This is a genomic window from Streptomyces sp. NPDC102490, from assembly GCF_044765285.1.
GTDB lineage: Bacteria > Actinomycetota > Actinomycetes > Streptomycetales > Streptomycetaceae > Streptomyces.
On sequence record NZ_JBIWJU010000010.1, the window covers coordinates 174,991 to 188,811 of the forward strand.

Annotated in this window: 13 protein-coding genes; 9 read left to right on the forward strand and 4 right to left on the reverse strand. The window is 73.2% G+C overall.

The window, feature by feature from the left end:
• The first annotated feature begins 95 nt into the window (after window positions 1-95).
• Window positions 96-1,868, forward strand: coding sequence for a lytic transglycosylase domain-containing protein (locus tag ACIRGB_RS23930; protein WP_403868566.1), 1,773 nt, complete (start codon window positions 96-98; stop codon window positions 1,866-1,868).
• A 42-nt stretch (window positions 1,869-1,910) separates the two neighbouring features.
• On the opposite strand, the gene ACIRGB_RS23935 is transcribed toward ACIRGB_RS23930, so the two are convergent.
• Window positions 1,911-4,667: an ATP-dependent RNA helicase gene (locus tag ACIRGB_RS23935; RefSeq protein ID WP_403868569.1), complete on the reverse strand. Its 2,757-nt coding sequence runs from the start codon at window positions 4,665-4,667 to the stop codon at window positions 1,911-1,913.
• A gap of 65 nt (window positions 4,668-4,732) precedes the next feature.
• Window positions 4,733-5,566: a class I SAM-dependent methyltransferase gene (locus ACIRGB_RS23940; RefSeq protein ID WP_403869116.1), complete on the reverse strand. Its 834-nt coding sequence runs from the start codon at window positions 5,564-5,566 to the stop codon at window positions 4,733-4,735.
• A gap of 375 nt (window positions 5,567-5,941) precedes the next feature.
• On the opposite strand from ACIRGB_RS23940, the gene rpsA reads away from it, so the two are divergent.
• The 4 genes from rpsA (at window position 5,942) to ACIRGB_RS23960 (ending at window position 9,611) form a co-directional block, all read left to right on the forward strand.
• Entirely contained in the window at window positions 5,942-7,450 is a 1,509-nt protein-coding gene (rpsA, locus tag ACIRGB_RS23945; protein ID WP_403868572.1) for a 30S ribosomal protein S1, read from the forward strand.
• 157 nt (window positions 7,451-7,607) lie between these two features.
• Window positions 7,608-8,546, forward strand: a complete 939-nt coding sequence (locus ACIRGB_RS23950; RefSeq protein WP_403868575.1) for a PAC2 family protein — start codon at window positions 7,608-7,610, stop codon at window positions 8,544-8,546.
• Window positions 8,547-8,578: 32 nt separating this feature from the next.
• Window positions 8,579-9,181 (forward strand): dephospho-CoA kinase, encoded by a 603-nt coding sequence (gene coaE, locus ACIRGB_RS23955; protein ID WP_403868577.1) that lies wholly within the window; start codon window positions 8,579-8,581, stop codon window positions 9,179-9,181.
• Between the two features lie 49 nt (window positions 9,182-9,230).
• Window positions 9,231-9,611 carry a M48 family metallopeptidase gene (locus ACIRGB_RS23960; protein WP_076973850.1) on the forward strand — a complete coding sequence of 127 codons (381 nt, stop codon included), beginning with the start codon at window positions 9,231-9,233 and terminating at the stop codon, window positions 9,609-9,611.
• 3 nt (window positions 9,612-9,614) lie between these two features.
• Here ACIRGB_RS23960 and ACIRGB_RS23965 read toward each other — a convergent pair whose 3' ends face one another.
• Window positions 9,615-9,872, reverse strand: a complete 258-nt coding sequence (locus ACIRGB_RS23965; RefSeq protein ID WP_398912642.1) for a DUF6343 family protein — start codon at window positions 9,870-9,872, stop codon at window positions 9,615-9,617.
• Window positions 9,873-10,045: 173 nt separating this feature from the next.
• Between ACIRGB_RS23965 and ACIRGB_RS23970 the strand changes: the two genes are divergently transcribed.
• Entirely contained in the window at window positions 10,046-10,729 is a 684-nt protein-coding gene (locus ACIRGB_RS23970) for a class I SAM-dependent methyltransferase (protein WP_403868581.1), read from the forward strand.
• 84 nt (window positions 10,730-10,813) lie between these two features.
• The gene (locus ACIRGB_RS23975) at window positions 10,814-11,269 is read left to right on the forward strand and encodes a DoxX family protein (RefSeq protein ID WP_403868584.1); all 456 of its coding nucleotides are present in this window, start codon (window positions 10,814-10,816) and stop codon (window positions 11,267-11,269) included.
• 32 nt (window positions 11,270-11,301) lie between these two features.
• On the opposite strand, the gene ACIRGB_RS23980 is transcribed toward ACIRGB_RS23975, so the two are convergent.
• Entirely contained in the window at window positions 11,302-11,841 is a 540-nt protein-coding gene (locus tag ACIRGB_RS23980) for an RNA-binding S4 domain-containing protein (RefSeq protein WP_403868587.1), read from the reverse strand.
• Window positions 11,842-11,967: 126 nt separating this feature from the next.
• Between ACIRGB_RS23980 and ACIRGB_RS23985 the strand changes: the two genes are divergently transcribed.
• Complete coding sequence (locus ACIRGB_RS23985) at window positions 11,968-12,681, forward strand: uracil-DNA glycosylase (protein WP_403868590.1); 714 nt, start codon at window positions 11,968-11,970, stop codon at window positions 12,679-12,681.
• 53 nt (window positions 12,682-12,734) lie between these two features.
• Window positions 12,735-13,706 carry a prolyl aminopeptidase gene (gene pip, locus ACIRGB_RS23990; RefSeq protein WP_403868594.1) on the forward strand — a complete coding sequence of 324 codons (972 nt, stop codon included), beginning with the start codon at window positions 12,735-12,737 and terminating at the stop codon, window positions 13,704-13,706.
• Window positions 13,707-13,821 lie beyond the last annotated feature (115 nt).

Sequence of the window (13,821 nt, forward strand, 5' to 3'; positions counted from 1 at the left end):
ACAACAGGGCGGGCACAGCCGGTACAACGGGCGCGTACGACAGCAGAAGACGGACGGAGACGGACGCGCGGGCGTCCAGGGGAGGGCTTCACTCTATGGCGGCGCAGTTCGACAGGAGGCTCCGCAAGGCGGCGGTCACCACCACCGTGGCTGCGGTCGTGGTCGCGGCCCTGTCCGCGTCCCAGGCCCCCGACGTGACGGCCGACGGCAACGGCAGACAGACCACCGCCGACAACGCGCCGACGTCCGACCCGTCGTCCCAGGAGAGTGCCACCGGCAACTCGCCCTACTACACCGACCTGCCGCCCCTCAACAGTCCGCTTCCCTCCCCGACCACGGGCACCCCTCCCGCCCGGGGTTCGGCAGAGGCCGGCATTCCCGCCACCGTCCTCGACGCCTACAAGCAGGCCGAGTCGGAGCTGCGCCGGTCCAAGCCCGGCTGCAACCTGCCGTGGCAACTGCTCGCCGCCATCGGCAAGGTGGAGTCCGGTCAGGCCCGCGGCGGCCGCGTCGACGCGGCCGGTACCACCATCGGCAGGATCATCGGCCCGCAGCTCGACGGCAACGGCTTCGCGCTCATCAAGGACACCGACAACGGCGTCTACGACGGCAACAGCAGCTACGACAACGCCGTCGGTCCCATGCAGTTCATCCCGTCGACCTGGGCGTGGGCGGGCCGCGACGGCAACGGCGACGGCAAGGAAGACCCCAACAACGTCTACGACGCCGCCCTCGCCGCCGGCCACTACCTGTGCCGCAACGGCTGGGACCTGTCCGTCCAGGCCGACCTCAACCGCGCGATCCTCAGCTACAACAACTCGCAGGACTACCTGAACACGGTCCTGTCGTGGCTGGAGCACTACCGCAGGGGCATCCAGGAGATCCCGGACGGCACCGGCAGCCTCCCGGTCGGCCGCAGCGACGACCCCGACCTGGGCATCAGTCCCTCACCGGGCCGCACGGGCGCGCACACGGGGTCCCAGGCGCCGGGCACGGTGAAGCCGAGCCCCGACCCGTCCCCGAGCAAGCCGCCGGCCTCGGGCAAGCCCACCGACCCCGGGCGCCCGAGCACCAAGCCGCCCACGGACCCGGCGCCGCCGACCGAGAACCCCACGCCCATCCCCACGCCCACCGACACGGTGCACCACCTGGAGAACGCCGGCAGTACCGGCCTCACCGCGGTCGCGGGCGACACCTTCGCCAAGAAGCTCAGCGCCCGCGCCGAGACCAAGGCCGGAAAGGCCGTCGGCAAGGTGCGCGTCCGGTTCACCGTCCTGGGCGACACGGACGCCACCTTCACCGGCGGCGAGAAGGTCGCCGCGGTCATCACCGACGCCTCCGGCGTGGCCGTCGCGCCCGCGCTGGTGGCCGGCGAGCAGACCGGCGAGTTCACCGTCCGCGCCACCGTCATCGGCCGTACCGTGCCGGGCCTCGACTACAAGGCCACCGTCACCGAGCGGGTCGCCGACGCCCTCGCCCGCACCACCGCGACCGAGCTGACGTGCACGCCGGGCGGCGAGTTCGCCGACCCGGTCCAGGTGAAGGCCACGCTCAAGGGCGCCGTCGCGGACAAGGTCGCGGTCACCGCCACGCTCATCAAGTCCGCGGCCGACCCGACCGAGAACGACAAGGGCCCGTACTTCAAGGGCGCCGACGGCAAGACCGTCCGTACGCTGTCCGGCCTGAAGACCGACGCCAAGGGCCTGCTGACGCTGCCGAAGCTGTACGCGGACCAGGCCGAGGGCTCCTACGTCCTCCGCCTCACCACGGCGGGCGGCGCCCACCTCGACGTCACGCTGAAGGTGGCCAAGGCGGCCGAACCGACGCCGGACCCGTCGACCGAGACGCCGACGGCACCGGAGGCGTAGGCACACTCCCGCCCGGCGGGGTGCTTCCCCGCCGGGGCCCGGTCACGTGCCGAGCCGGGCCTTCGTGTACCGCGTCGGCTCCGCCGTGGCCGGGTCCTCCGGCCACGGGTGCTTCGGATACCGGCCGCGCAGCTCCGCCCGTACGCCCTTGTAGCCGTCCTTCCAGAACGAGGCCAGGTCGGCGGTGACCGCGGCGGGGCGGCCGGCGGGGGAGAGCAGATGTACGAGGAGCGGCACCCCGGCGATCTCGGGTGACCGCTGGAGCCCGAACATCTCCTGCAACTTCACGGCGAGGACGGGCTGTTCGGGGTCGCCGTAGTCGATCCGGATCCTGGACCCACTGGGGACGAGGATCCGCTCGGGGGCCAGCTCGTCGAGCCGCGCCGCTTCCCCGGACGCCCAGGGCAGCAGCCGCGTCAGCGCCTGCCCGGCGTCGATCCGGCCCAGGTCGGCCCGCCGCCGGGCCCGGCTCAACTCGGGTTCCAGCCACTCGTCCGCGCGCGCGAGCAGTGCCTCGTCGGTGACCTCCGGCCAGGGCTCACCGAGGTGCCGCCGCAGGAACGCGAGTCGCTTGCGCAGCAGGTCGGCGTCGGCCGAGCGACGCAGCAGCCCGAGCCCCTCCCGGCGCAGCCCCTCCAGCAGCGCGTCCCGTACGAGGGCGGGGTCGGGGTCGGCGAGGGGCCGCACCGCCAGTTCCACCGCTCCGAGCCGCTCGACCCGCCGGGCCACCACGTCGCCGTCGGCCCAGTGCACCTCGTCCCGCTCGGTCAGCAGCGCTCCCGCCGCGAGCCGGGCGATCTCCTCGTCGACGGCCGCGCCGAGCTGCACGCGCGCGTGCCCCCGGCCCACGGGCCGGTCGGCCACGGCGACCGCGATCCACGGCGCCCCGCGCAGCGCCGACGCCTGAGGCAGTTCCGCCCGGGTGCCGGAGACCATCAGGTACGAACCGCCGTCCTTCCTGGCCACCCGCTCGGGAAACGCCAGCGCGGCCACCAGCCCGGCGAGGACGTCGTCGCCGACCGGCACTCCCCGCCCGCCCTCCACGGCGGCCCGCAGCCGCCGCACCTCGGCCCGCCACCGCGGCCCGTACGCGTCCCCACCCCGCCGAGCCGCCCGCAGTACGGACACGAGATCGTCCCCGTACTCCCGCGGCGCCTCCTCACTCAACAACCCCACCACCTCCGCCACCACCTCGCCCCCACGGCCCCCCGCCCGAGAACCGCCGCTCCGACCCCCACCCGCCCCCGTGGCGTCCGCTGCGTGGCCCGCTGTCGGGAAGGAAGCCTCCCCGGCCCGGCCGGTCCCGGACCCGACCGCGCGGGTGGCGTCGGCCCGGAAGCCGCCTGCCCGGGAGCCGCCGGCCTCGGAGGTGGTCGGACGCGTGGTGTGGCCGTCGGCAGGGTGTGGGGCCGTGGGTGGTGCCGGTGTCGAGGTGGGCCGGGGTGGGAGGGTCGCGGCCAGGTCCGTCGCGTCCAGGAGGGCGCGGCCCAGGCGGGGGTGGAGGCCGAGGCGGGCCAGGCGTGCGCCCCGGTCCGTCGCCCGGCCGGCGGAGTCCACCGCGCCGACCGCCTCCAGCACCGACCGGGCGGCCGTCATCGCCCCGCCCGGCGGCGGATCGAGCAAGGCCAGACCGGACGCGTCCGGATCGCCCCAGCAGGCCGCCTGCAACGCGAACGCCGTCAGGTCGGCCACCTTGATCTCCGGCGCCGGGAACCGCGGCAGACGGGCGTCCTCCGCCTCCGCCCAGCAGCGGTACACCACCCCCGGCGCCTCGCGGCCGGCCCGGCCCGCCCGCTGCCGTGCCGCCGCCCGCGAGGCCCGTACCGTCGTCAGCGCGCTGAGCCCGCGCGCGTGGTCCACCCGCGGCTCCCGCGCCAGCCCCGCGTCCACGACCACCCGGACGCCGGGGACCGTCAGCGACGACTCGGCCACCGAGGTCGCCAGCACCACCCTGCGCCGCGCCCCGGGCGCCAGCACCGCGTCCTGCACGGCCGCGGGCGCCCGCCCGTGCACCTGGAGCACGTCCACGTCCCCGAGGCCCGCCAGCTGACCCGAAACCCGGGAGATCTCCCCGACCCCCGGCAGGAAGCACAGGACGTCCCCGTCCCGTTCGGCCAGCGCCCGCCGTACCACCGCGGCCACGTGCGCGAGCAGCGCCGGGTCCACCCGCATCCCGTGCGGCGGCCGCACCGGACGCACCGGCGGCGCCCACACGACCTCGACGGGGTACGACGCGCCCCGCGCCTCGACGACCGGCGCGTCCCCCAGCAGCCGGGACCAGCCCTCCGCGTCGGTCGTGGCGGACGCGGCCACCAGCCGCAGCTCGGGCCGTAGGGCCTGCCGCACGTCCCACAGGAACGCCGCCGACGTGTCCGCGTCCAGATGCCGCTCGTGGCACTCGTCCAGCACCACCACGTCGACGCCCGTCAGCTCCTGGTCCCGCTGGAGCCGCTGCAACAGCACACCCGTCGTGACGACCTCCACGCGCGCGTGGCGTCCGACGACCCGCTCCCCGCGCACCGTGTAGCCGACTCGCGCGCCCGGCTCCTCACCCAGCAGCCACGCCATCCGCCGGGCCGCCGCCCGCGCCGCGATCCGCCGCGGCTCGGCCACGACCACGCGCCGCGCGGGAGCCTCGTCCCCGCCCAGCAGCCCGGCCAGCGCGAGCGGCACCAGCGTCGTCTTGCCGGTGCCGGGCGGCGCGACCAGCACCGCCGTGCCGTGCCCCTCCAGGGCGTCGTGCAGCGCGGGCAGGGCACCGCGCACGGGCAGCGCGTCCAGGGCGTCGTAACGGATCACGCCCCCAGTGTCGTACGTCCGCGAAACCGCCCTCCGCGCGCGGGCGCCCGCGCCCCGAGTACGGCTCAGTCGCGCTCGCAGACGAAGATCGCCGTCCCCGGGATCAGGTGTCCGCGCAGCGGCGACCAGCCGCCCCACTCCGAGGTGTTCCAGTCCGGCCACTCCGGCTCCACGAGGTCCACCAGCCGGAACCCCGACACCACCACGTCCCGCACCCGGTCACCGAGCGTCCTGTGGTGCTCGACGTACACCGCGAGGCCCTCGTCGTCCTGCTCGACGTACGGCGTCCGGTCGAAGTACGAGGCGGACACCGACAGCCCCTCGGGGCCCGGCTCGTCCGGGAACGCCCAGCGCAGCGGGTGCGTGACGGAGAAGACGAAGCGGCCGCCGGGCCGCAGCACCCGGCGCACCTCCCGCAGCACCAGCCGCGGGTCGGCGACGAACGGCAGCGCCCCGTACGCCGAGCACGCCAGGTCGAACGAACCGTCCGCGAAGGGCAGCACCGACGCGTCGGCACACACCAGGGGGAACGAGCCGCCGATGCGCAGGGCGTGCTGGAGCTGGCGGTGGGAGAGGTCCAGGGCCACCGCACGGGCCCCCTGGGCGGTCAGCCAGCGCGAGCACTGGGCGGCGCCGGCGCCGATCTCCAGGACGTCCTTGCCCTTCAGCTCCTCCGCCGGGCCGAGCAGCTCGGCCTCCACCTCGTCCAGGCCCTCGGGACACCACACGAAGCGGTCGTCGCCGAGGAAGGTGCCGTGCTCGGTCTGGTACTCGTCCGCGTTCCGGTCCCACCAGCCGCGGTTGGCGCGGGAACTCTCCGTCACACCGGCCGCGCGCCGGGTGGCCTCGGGCTCTGGTCCGTCGGTTCCTTCGGCCTCGGACGTTATGGGCTCTTGGATGACCGGCTCCCTCGTACTAGTCTGCGGGCTCTTCCGTGCCGCCCGCCCCGCGTGTCAGGCAAGGGGCGTCCAGGGGTCCGTGTGGCCTCGGGAGACGGCTTTTGTGCCGGGTATGCGAGGATCCGCCCCGGGTGTGCGGCTTCGCGCATTGACCCTGCCCGGCTGCCCCCGTATGCTACAAGTTGCGCTGCGGGCCTGCGCACCTCAGACGTAGCAGGTCGCGCTCGCATCTGTTGTATGTCCCCTCGGTTCTCGAGGCGTCACCAGTGGATTTCGGTGACGCTTCCTTGGCTGTCCGGCTTCGGCAGAGCGAAACGGGCTCCCGGCGTAAGCAGTACCTACGACTTCAATGTCCGTACCGGAGCCCTTTCCCACATGACGAGCAGCACCGAGACCACCGCCACCACCCCGCAGGTAGCGGTCAACGACATCGGTAACGAGGAAGCCTTCCTCGCCGCGATCGACGAGACGATCAAGTACTTCAACGACGGCGACATCGTCGACGGCGTCATCGTGAAGGTCGACCGGGACGAGGTCCTGCTCGACATCGGTTACAAGACCGAAGGCGTTATCCCGAGCCGCGAGCTCTCGATCAAGCACGACGTCGACCCCAATGAGGTCGTCGCCGTCGGTGACGAGATCGAGGCCCTTGTTCTCCAGAAGGAGGACAAGGAAGGCCGCCTGATCCTCTCGAAGAAGCGCGCCCAGTACGAGCGTGCCTGGGGCACCATCGAGAAGATCAAGGAAGAGGACGGGATCGTCACCGGTACCGTCATCGAGGTCGTCAAGGGTGGTCTCATCCTCGACATCGGCCTCCGCGGCTTCCTCCCGGCCTCCCTGGTCGAGATGCGCCGCGTCCGCGACCTCCAGCCCTACGTGGGCAAGGAGCTCGAGGCGAAGATCATCGAGCTGGACAAGAACCGCAACAACGTGGTCCTGTCCCGCCGTGCCTGGCTGGAGCAGACCCAGTCCGAGGTCCGCCAGACGTTCCTCACCACCCTCCAGAAGGGCCAGGTGCGTTCCGGCGTCGTCTCCTCGATCGTCAACTTCGGTGCCTTCGTGGACCTGGGTGGCGTCGACGGCCTGGTCCACGTCTCCGAGCTGTCCTGGAAGCACATCGACCACCCGTCCGAGGTGGTCGAGGTCGGCCAGGAGGTCACCGTCGAGGTCCTCGACGTCGACATGGACCGCGAGCGTGTCTCCCTGTCGCTGAAGGCGACCCAGGAAGACCCGTGGCAGCAGTTCGCCCGCACCCACCAGATCGGCCAGGTCGTGCCCGGCAAGGTCACGAAGCTGGTTCCGTTCGGTGCGTTCGTCCGCGTGGACGAGGGCATCGAGGGTCTGGTCCACATCTCCGAGCTGGCCGAGCGCCACGTGGAGATCCCGGAGCAGGTCGTCCAGGTCAACGACGAGATCTTCGTCAAGGTCATCGACATCGACCTCGAGCGCCGCCGCATCAGCCTCTCGCTGAAGCAGGCCAACGAGGCCTTCGGTGCCGACCCGTCCACGGTCGAGTTCGACCCGACCCTGTACGGCATGGCCGCGTCCTACGACGACCAGGGCAACTACATCTACCCCGAGGGCTTCGACCCCGAGACCAACGACTGGCTCGAGGGCTACGAGACCCAGCGCGAGGCGTGGGAGACGCAGTACGCCGAGGCCCAGCAGCGCTTCGAGCAGCACCAGGCGCAGGTCATCAAGTCCCGCGAGGCGGACGAGAAGGCCGCTGCCGAGGGTGTCGACACCGCTGGTGCGGCTCCGGCCGCCTCCAGTGGTGGCGGCGGCGGCTCGTACTCCTCCGAGGGCGGCGACAACTCCGGCGCCCTGGCGTCGGACGAGGCGCTGGCCGCGCTGCGCGAGAAGCTGGCCGGCGGCCAGAGCTGAAGCTCTGAACACCGGCCGCTGATCCCAGCGGTCGCAGCACAGCGGTAGCCGAGGGGCCGCACCTTCCGAGGTGCGGCCCCTTCGGTGTGTCCTGGCGGGAATGCCCCACCCCACAAAGGCGTTGCCACAGACGAACACATGGAGGGGAGCGGTCACTGTGCTTGATCCGCAGGATTTGTACGCCTGGGAGCCGAAGGGCCTTGCCGTCGTCGACATGGCACTCGCCCAGGAGTCCGCCGGACTGGTCATGCTGTACCACTTCGACGGATACATCGACGCCGGGGAGACCGGCGACCAGATCGTCGACCAGGTGCTCGACTCGCTGCCCCACCAGGTCGTCGCCCGCTTCGACCACGACCGGCTCGTGGACTACCGGGCGCGTCGGCCGCTGCTGACGTTCAAGCGGGACACCTACACGGACTACGAGGAACCCACCATCGAGGTGCGCCTCGTCCAGGACGCCACCGGAGCGCCGTTCCTGCTCCTGTCGGGCCCCGAGCCGGACGTCGAGTGGGAGCGGTTCGCCGCGGCCGTGGCACAGATCGTGGAGCGGCTCGGCGTGCGCCTCGCGGTGAGTTTCCACGGCATCCCGATGGGCGTCCCGCACACCCGCCCCGTCGGCATCACCCCGCACGGCAGCCGCACCGACCTGGTGCCGGGCCATCGCAGCCCCTTCGAGGAGGCGCAGGTCCCCGGCAGCGCGGAGGCCCTCGTCGAGTACCGGCTCGCGCAGGCCGGCCACGACGTGCTGGGCGTCGCCGCGCACGTCCCGCACTACATCGCCCGCTCCGCGTACCCGGACGCGGCACTGACCGTCCTGGAGGCGATCACCGCGGCGACCGGTCTGGTCCTGCCGGGCATCGCGCACTCCCTGCGCACGGACGCCCACCGCACCCAGACGGAGATCGACCGGCAGATCCAGGAGGGCGACGAGGAGCTCACCGCCCTCGTCCAGGGCCTCGAGCACCAGTACGACGCCGCCGCGGGCGCCGAGACCAGGGGCAACATGCTCGCCGAACCCGTCGAGATCCCGTCCGCGGACGAGATCGGCCGCGAGTTCGAACGGTTCCTCGCGGAGCGGGAGGGCGACAACTGACGTCGTGACCGGCACCCTCTAAGCTTCCGCCCATGCTGAAGGTGGGCCTGACCGGAGGGATCGGCGCCGGCAAGAGCGAGGTGTCCCGGCTCCTCGTCGAGCACGGCGCCGTACTGATCGACGCCGACCGGATCGCGCGCGAGGTCGTCGCCCCCGGAACACCGGGACTCGCGGCGGTCGTGGCGGCGTTCGGCGAGGACGTCCTGGCCGAGGACGGCAGCCTGGACCGGCCGAAACTGGGCGCGATCGTGTTCGCCGACCCGGAGAAGCTGGCCGTCCTGAACGGCATCGTGCACCCCCTGGTCGGTGAGCGCTCCCGCGCCCTGGAGGAGGCCGCCGCCGAGGACGCCGTCGTCGTCCACGACGTCCCCCTGCTCACGGAGAACGGCCTGGCGCCGCTGTACGACCTCGTGATCGTCGTGGACGCCGACCCGGCCACCCAGCTCGACCGGCTGGTCCGGCTGCGCGGCATGACCGAGCAGGACGCACGAAACCGCATGGCCGCCCAGGCGACGCGCGAGCAGCGCCGGGAGATCGCCGACCTGGTCGTCGACAACGACGTACCGCTGGAGGAACTGCGGCGCCGCGTCAAGGAGGTCTGGGACGAACTGGTGCGCAGGACGCACACGGAATAGCGGCCCCCGCGCGTGCGTTGATCCCTTGCAGCGAGGGAAGGACTCAGCCGTGCCCGAGACCAGCAGTCCCACCGGACGTACTCCGGAGACGGATGTCATCGACTTCCGTGCCGCCGAGCAGCTGCTCGCGGCGCGGGACCCGCGCGGCGCGGTGAAACTGCTCGACGGAGTCATCGGCGCCCACCCCGAGAACACCGCCGCGCGGCTGCTGCGCGCGCGTGCCTTCTTCGCGGCGGCGCAACTGCGACCGGCCGAGCTGGAGTTCACCATCGTCCTGGAGCGCGAGCCGGACAACGCGTTCGCGCACTTCGCCCTCGCCCGCACCTACGAGCGCCGGGGCTGTCCCGACCAGGCCCGCCGTCACTTCCGGCTGGCGGCCGCGCTGGACCCGAACCCGGAGTACCTCCAGCAGGCGCGCTTCGACTCCTGACGGTCAGCGTCTCGGCGGCGGGTACGGCGGGATGTTCCGGCCCGGCTGGTAGTGCGGACCCTGGCGGATGTGCCGGAGGATCACGGCCAGGTCGACCGTGACGACGAGCCACAGCACTCCGCAGGCCAGTGCCCAGCCGAACCGCCCGGTGAGCGCGAAGGCGGCCGTGCCGAAGACGGCCCAGACCAGCCCCCACAGGCTCAGCCAGAACCGCGCCCGCAGGGCACTGCGCGCGGTCGCCGGTTCACTGCCCGTACGCATCGGTTCACCACTCCTCTATCGAACCTACTGCGGCAGGTCGGGAGGGGGAAGCGAGCCGTACCGCCGGCCCGGCGGCCCCTTTGGGAACCGGCGCGTTCACTCGGACGGGTGAATCCGCACCGGAGGGGAACGGCTGTGCGGGCGTGGGCCGTTGGACGGGCATGGAACTGAGAATGCGAGAGGGACACCAGGGGACGGGACCCGGAGCCATCACGCCGGACGGCTGCGCCGTCGCGCTCTATTCGCGGCTGCCCGCCGGAGCCGAGCCGGACATCGTCGCCGCCGCCGTGCCCGAGGGCGCGCGGATCCTGGAGCTGGGCAGCGGCGTGGGGCGCATGACCCACCCCCTGCTGGAGCGCGGGTTCACCGTCACCGCGGTGGACGAGTCCGCCGAGATGCTGGAGCACGTGCGTGGGGCGCGCACCATATGCAGCCCGATCGAGGACCTCGACCTCGGCGAGCGCTTCGACGCGGTGATGCTGGCGTCGTTCCTCGTGCACACCGGGGACGTCGAGGTGCGGCGCGGGCTGCTGCGCACCTGTGCCCGGCATGTCGAGGAGACGGGCTGTGTGCTGATCCAGCGGGAGGGAGCGGACTACCACACGAACGTGCCGCGGGAGCGGGTGGACCCCAGCGGCTTCACCGTCCGGATCCTGTCGGCGGACCCGGTGGGTGACGGCGTCAACTCCGTCCGGGCGGAGTACGAGTTCCCGGACGCCGTCTGGACCCAGACCTTCCGGGCCCGCCCGCTGACCACGGAGCAGTTCGAGGAGGCACTGGGGGAGGTGGGACTGGCGGTGGACCGGTATCTCACCGAGGACGGGACGTGGGTGAGGGCGGTTCCCGCGCAGGGGTAGCGGCACGCCGCGGCGATGAGTTCCGGGGCGGCGAGCGGTCTGTATCCCGACAGCAGCACGGACCGCCCAGCCCAGGAGAGCGCCATGTCCGAGACCACCGTTTCCCCCGCCCCCACCGTTTCCCCCGCCTCCACCGTGTCGGCCCGCGGGCGTGGCGCCCGGGTCGCCCTGCGCGTGGTGCAGGTGTTCCTCGCGCTGTTCTTCGCCCTCGCGAGCGCCCTGCCCAAGCTGATCGGGCACTCCTCGGCGGCGGACGCCTTCGCGGAGATGGGCTGGGGCGACGCGGGCATGTACGCGATCGGTGTCCTCGAACTGGCCGGAGCGATCGCCCTGGTCGTCCCGGTGCTTCAGTCGGTGGCCGCGGCGGCGCTGAGCGCACTGATGGTGGGCGCGTTCGTCGTCCAGCTCACCAGCTTCGACGGGGCGAACGCGGCGACGCCGCTCGTCCTGATGGTGCCGCTCCTGGTCATCGCCCGGGCCCGCCGCGGGCACAACGAGGACCTGCTCCGGCTGGTGCGGTCGCGGGTCCGGCGCGGCTGATCAGGACCGGACCGCCCGCGAACCGGCCCCGCTCAGGGGCGGTTCGCGGCGTCCCGCCGGGAGCTGCTCAGGCCCTCGAGCCCGCGCAGCCGGTCCATCTCGCGGCGGTCCCGCTTGGTCGGGCGTCCGGCGCCCCGGTCGCGGATACCGGCCGGGGCGACGGCCTCGCGGGGCGGGGGCGGCGGGGAGTTGTCGACGTAGCACTGGACGGCGACCGGCGCCCCGACGCGCTTGCGGATCAGCCGCTTCACGACGACGATCCGCTCCCGGCCCTCCTGTCGCAGGCGCACCTCGTCGCCGACGCGGAGCGAGTGGGCGGGCTTGACCCGCTCGCCGTTCACCCGGACGTGGCCGCCGCGGCAGGCGGTCGCGCCCAGCGAGCGGGTCTTGATCAGGCGGACGGCCCAGATCCAGCTGTCCACGCGGACGCTCTCGCCGTGCTGCGGCCCGGCCGCCTCGGCGGCGGCGATCGCCGCCGCCGTCTTCGGGTCGGGTGCCCCGGCGGTGGCAGCGGCGTCGTCCCGCGCGGCGGCCACCCGGCCGCTCCCGCCTTCGTCATGCTCGGAAGCCATGCTCCGACCCTAACCGCCCGGCGCGGCGGAACGGGCCGCAATTTCGGTGGCCATCGGCGGACCCCGACCAGCTCCACGGACCCCCGCGTGTCCCGTACCCGCGGGCCGAGGTCTTACGGTGGACGCATGGACACCGGCGGCCTCTCCGTACTCGACCAGCGCATCGCGGGGTGCCGGGCCTGCCCGAGGCTGGTCGAGTGGCGCGAGGAGGTCGCCCGTACCAAGCGGGCCGCCTTCGCCGACTGGACGTATTGGGGCCGGCCGGTGCCGGGGTTCGGCCCGCCCGACGCCCGGCTGCTGATCGTCGGACTGGCCCCCGCCGCCCACGGCGGCAACCGCACCGGCCGGATGTTCACCGGCGACCGCTCCGGAGACGTCCTGTACCAGGCGCTGTACGACGTGGGCCTCGCCTCGCAGCCCACCGCGGTCCGGGCCGACGACGGTCTGGAGCTGTACGGCGTGCGCGTCACCTCGCCGGTGCACTGCGCCCCGCCCGCGAACAAGCCCACCCCCGCCGAACGGGACACCTGCCGTTCCTGGCTCGTCCAGGAGCTGGAGCTGCTGCGGCCGACGCTGCGGGCGGTGGTCGTCCTCGGTGCCTTCGGCTGGCAGGCCGCGCTGCCCGCGTTCGCCGGGGCGGGCTGGACCGTGCCCCGCCCCCGCCCGGCCTTCGCGCACGGCCGGCACGTGCGGCTGGACGCCGCCGACGGACCCGGCCTGCACCTCTTCGGCTGCTTCCACGTCAGCCAGCGCAACACCTTCACCGGCCGGCTCACCCCCGAGATGCTGCGCGAGGTGCTGCGCACGGCGGCGGACACGGCGGGGCTGCCCGCCGGGTGAGGCCCTCCACAAAAGCGGGTGAGCGCCCGGGCCGCCGCGGCTACGGTGCTCCGATGGGCCTGTATCCGCAGATCGAACCGTACGACCACGGCATGCTCGACGTCGGCGACGGCAACCACGTGTACTGGGAAACCTGCGGGAACCCGCACGGCAAGCCCGCGCTCGTCCTGCACGGCGGACCGGGCAGCCGCGCGAGCCCGGGGCTCAGGCGCTACTTCGACCCGGCCGCCTACCGGATCGTCCTCCTCGACCAGCGGGGCGCCGGACGGTCGCGGCCCCGCGCCAGCGCCTACGACACCGACATGAGCGTCAACACGACCGCCCACCTCATGGCGGACCTGGAGCGGCTGCGCGCCCACCTGGGGATCGAGCGGTGGCTGGTGTGGGGCGTGTCCTGGGGCTCGGTCCTGGGCCTGCGGTACGCGCAAACACACCCCGGCGTGGTGACCGAGCTGGTGCTGACCGGCGTCGCCACCGGCTCCGACGCCGAAGTGGCCCTCCTGACGCGGGGGCTGGGCACCATCTTCCCCCAGGCGCACGAGCGGTTCCTCGCCGAGCTGCCCTCGGGCGAACGCGACGGGAACCTGGCCGCCGCGTACAACCGGCTGCTGGAATCACCGGACGCGGCGGTGCGCGAGCGGGCCGCGCGGGCCTGGACCGACTGGGAGACGGCGACGATCCCGGCCCCGCCCGGCTCGGTCGCCCGGTTCCAGGACCCGGAGTTCCGCATGGGCTTCGCCCGCACCGTCACGCACTACTGGGGCAACGACCACTTCCTCGGCGACGGCAACGACGAGGGCGTGGTCCTCAGGGACGCGCACCTGCTGGCGGGCATCCCCGGCACCCTGGTCCAGGGCAGCCTCGACTTCGGCAACCTCCTCGGCATCGTCTGGCGGCTGCACCACGCCTGGCCGGACAGCGAGCTGGTGATCGTGGACGAGGCCGGGCACGACGCCGGGGCGGCCGGCGACGAGGCCCTGCTGGCGGCGACGGACACGTACGCGCGCGCGTACACCGGCGGATGAGGGACTAGGGGGTGTCGTTTGGATCTTGCCGGGGTCGCGGGGTCTGGCACGCACATCTGCGGCGTTGTCGTCACTCGCCGACGCTCCGCGTCGACTCCCTCCTCCGCCTTGCAGC